The organism is Calditrichota bacterium (genome assembly GCA_014359355.1).
Taxonomy (GTDB): Bacteria; Zhuqueibacterota; Zhuqueibacteria; order JANLFK01; family Oleimicrobiaceae; genus Oleimicrobium.
This window is the reverse complement of record JACIZP010000138.1, coordinates 1-3,637: the sequence shown is the minus strand read 5'-3', so window position 1 is coordinate 3,637 and position 3,637 is coordinate 1. Positions and strand designations below refer to the sequence as shown.

The following is a 3,637-nucleotide window of genomic DNA, read 5'->3' as shown; positions in this document are numbered from 1 at the left end:
AAGAGGGGTCACGAATCGGCCGGCGCCGCTCTTGGGGAGCGGTGCCGGCCGTGGGGGCCGGGCCGGGCAAAAGCGGCCGCGCCCGGGATGTGGGCTCCCCCTCCAGGTTCTCAGACTCCGCATGGACACGTGTGTCGTCTCCGTGGCGAAGAGCGGATGTGCGGCCAGCGAGGCTTGCGGCGGGGTTGCGCCCGCCGCCCCTCTCGCTCGGGCCGTCGAGGCTTCGCCGCTGGCCGAGCAATCGCCTTCGCTTCCTGTTGCCCATTTCCAGGTACTTCACTTGCACATCCGCGCGGTTTCTTCACGCAGGGCGAAAAATTCACTTGACTTTTGCTGGAGAATTGCGTAAATATTACTCGCCGTGAACGTCGTTCACTCTTTCGCAGCATGATGCTGCCAGGGGTTGCGCGACCCATCCTCACCTTCGCGCTTGATGGGTCATTCGTGGGTGGCCAGTGGTCCTGAGCCATGAGGGGTACTCCATGGCCGCGACTTGCGCTGCAGATCGTCGCCAGAGAGGGCGCCGTCCATTGCGCCTTCCGGCCGAAGTGCACACCCACGTAGTCTATCCCTTCCCCGTTTTCCGCTGGGTGACCCCGCGTTTCCGCAGGTTCGTGTGTACCGCCAAAGAGCACAGTGCAAGAGACCGCCGAACTGAAACGCACGCAGCAGACAGGAGCAGGCAGCTATGGCAACCTGTACACACCGCTGGCAAATGGCCCACGTCCGCTTCGGGCTAATCGCTTTTGAGAAGTGCTTCCATTGCGGCCTGGTCAGGACCTACTTCTCTGCGGAAGACGGCCTGCCCCTGGGCGAGGAGTACCGAGAGGATGACCACTTCTGGAGTCGGGTGGAAACGGCGCAGTCGTTTCGCTTCGATCTGCAGTGCTCCCTGTGCGGGCAGGTGGAGGAGTTTTCCGAGTTGATGGGACTGATGCACTGCACCGCTTGCATGGAGGACTGTCCGGTCGAGCAGCAGCGGCGCGCTCTGGAGCGAGAGCGGACGTGGCTGGTGGTCGCCTTCGGCTTCCTGCCGCAGGCATTACAGAGGCCGCTTTCGGAGCGGAAGTTGGCCATACTCACTGACTACTTCAACCAGCGGCGGGACGTAACGCGCTCGCGCATCAAAGTGGTGCCTTTCACTCTCATCCCCGACCTTTCTCGTTGTGGCGGTGAGTTCCTCCACGACGTGGGCATGCTCTCCCAGGAACCGCCTGGGGAACGCAAGCCACTTTTTTCTTAGGCGAAGCGACGGGACGGCCAGCTACAAGGAGAACCCGCATGACTACCAAGGACTTGATGGAGCGACTTGAGTTGCGACCCATGAGCACCTTTGAACACCGCGAGGTCAAGGGGGTGATCATCTCCGACATGGTGAGCGATGTCATGGCCTCGGCACGCCAGGGCGATCTGTGGCTGACGGTGCAGACGCACAAGAGCATTGTTCCGGCAGCCAACCTGGTCGACGTGGCCGCCGTGGTGGTGACCAGCGGCAAAGAAGTGCCGCAAGAGACCATTGATTTGGCCAGCAAGTTTGGCATTCCTATCTTGTGGACGTCGATGTCTACCTTTGCGTTGGCAGGCAAGCTGCACGATCTCGGCCTGCGGAGCACGTAGCACCTCCAGCCTCGGTCGGTCCCAGGTGGTTTCGCGCACGAGAGGACCATGCTGCTGGTCAAGCAGGTCATGGAGGCTCTGGAGGCGAGGGTGCTGGTTGGGGCCGAGCGCCTCGATGCCCCAGTGCAGCACGTGTACGCCTCCGACCTGATGAGCGACGTGCTGGCCTTTGGGCAGCCGGAGTCGCTCCTCTTGACCGGACTGGCCACGCAACAGGCCGTGGTATCGGCGCTGATGGCAGAATTTGTGGGGGTGGTGTTCCTGCGGGGCAAGAAGCCCAAGGATGGGTGCGAGCAATTCGCGGGCGCGCACGGCCTGGTGGTGTTGGGTACTGATCTGGACATGTACGAGGCCTGTGTGCGCATCGACTCCCTGCAGCGAGGCAAAGTACCGGCGCACAGGCCGGCCGAGGGCGAAAGAGCACCTCAGACCCCCTACCTGATGCGCTCGTTCACCGTGCAGGGAGGCGATTTCGTCAACGCTGGACTTGTCTCCACCGAAGTGAAGTCGTTGCTCAAGACGATAGGGTTTGATCCCATGCTCGTGCGCAGGGTGGCCATTGCCACCTACGAGGGCGAAATGAACGTGGTGATGCACGCGGAGCAAGGAACGGTGGAGCTGATGGTTGACCCCCGCGTTATTCTCATCACCATCGCTGACCAGGGCAAGGGCATTGCCGATATCGAGTTGGCCATGCAGGAGGGCTTTTCCACCGCCACCGAAGAGATGCGCGCCATGGGGTTCGGCTCTGGCATGGGGTTGCCGAACATGAAGCGCAACGCCGATGAGCTGGCCATCGAGAGCCAGGTGGGCAAGGGCACGACCGTGCGCATGAAGTTCGTGGTGTAGCTGTGGAATACTCATGCAATACTACCACGCACATAGGGTGGTGGAGGAGAAGTGTCGGGGACACATGGCATGTATGCGCCGCTGTCCCACTCAGGCCATCAGGGTGCGGCGCGGGCACGCCGTCATCTCTGAGGAGCTGTGTGTAGACTGCGGGCTGTGCCTGGCGGTGTGTCCTGAAGGTGCGGTGGTGCCCATCGCCGACCAGGTCGCCGAGATATCGCGATTTGCCTACTCCGTGGTGGTCCCCTCGCCGGTGCTGTACGCCCAGTTTGGCCCGGACATTCACCCGTACCTGGTGCATTTGGCCCTGCGCGAGTTGGGGTTCGACGAGGTTGTCGACGTCAGCGCCTCCACTGCCGCCTTGGCCACCACGCTCACGCTTTACCTGGAGACCTACCAGGGGCGGCGTCCTTTGATTTCCTCGCATTGCCCATCGACGCTGCGGCTCATTCAGGTGAAATACCCGGATCTGGTGGAACTGATCGTGCCGTTGGACGTGCCGCGTGAGGTAACAGCACGCGAACTGCGGCGTACCCTGCCGGCGCGGCTAGGCCTGCCGCCCGACAAGGTGGGCATCATCTATATCGCACCCTGTCCGGCCAAAATTGTCTCCATCAAGCAGCCTGCGGAGAAGGAAAGGTCGTACTTCGACGGTGCCATAGCCATTCGCGATGTCTACCCCGTGCTCTTGCCGCACGTGGTGGCGGCCAAGAAGCGCTTCGCGGCACAGGACGTGCCTGAGGGGTTCAGTTTCGACCCGGGATGGGCCATCGTCGGAGCGTTGACCCGCTTTGCTACCTCCGGCAACTGGCTGGCGGTGTCGGGCATCGACCAGGTCATGCGCATTTTCGATGATATCGAGAATTCAAAGCTGCGTAACGTGGACTTTGTGGAAGCCCTCGCCTGCATGATGGGGTGCATAGGAGGCCCCTTCGTGGTGGAAAACCCCTATGTAGCTCGTGCCAATATCGAACGGCAGCGGCAACGCTACGCGCAGCAGTGTCAGGTGGATATGGCCGAAATCGAGCGGAAACTCAAGGAGCGGTACTACTTCTTCGAGCACCCGATCCTGCCGAGGCCGACCCGCTACTTCGACACCGATCTCGAAACGTCCATCAAGCGGCTCAAAGAGAGGGAGAGGGTGTACCAGAAGCTGCGGCAAATTGACTGC

At 61.7% G+C, this 3,637-nt stretch carries 4 protein-coding genes; all 4 read left to right on the top strand.

What is annotated here, in order from left to right; genetic code table 11:
- The first annotated feature begins 688 nt into the window (after window positions 1-688).
- Window positions 689-1,243, top strand: a complete 555-nt coding sequence (locus H5U38_05785) for a hypothetical protein (GenBank protein ID MBC7186527.1) — start codon at window positions 689-691, stop codon at window positions 1,241-1,243.
- A gap of 38 nt (window positions 1,244-1,281) precedes the next feature.
- Entirely contained in the window at window positions 1,282-1,617 is a 336-nt protein-coding gene (locus H5U38_05780) for a serine kinase (GenBank protein ID MBC7186526.1), read from the top strand.
- Between the two features lie 438 nt (window positions 1,618-2,055).
- Entirely contained in the window at window positions 2,056-2,466 is a 411-nt protein-coding gene (locus tag H5U38_05775; protein MBC7186525.1) for an ATP-binding protein, read from the top strand.
- 64 nt (window positions 2,467-2,530) lie between these two features.
- The coding region (locus tag H5U38_05770; protein ID MBC7186524.1) for a 4Fe-4S binding protein at window positions 2,531-3,637 on the top strand (1,107 nt) is incomplete at its 3' end.

What these genes read in the sequence shown, in the direction of transcription:
- H5U38_05780 (MBC7186526.1), top strand. Translation starts at nt 1,282, where the DNA reads ATGACTACCAAGGACTTGATGGAGCGACTTGAGTTGCGACCCATGAGC.
- H5U38_05785 (MBC7186527.1), top strand. Translation starts at nt 689, where the DNA reads ATGGCAACCTGTACACACCGCTGGCAAATGGCCCACGTCCGCTTCGGG.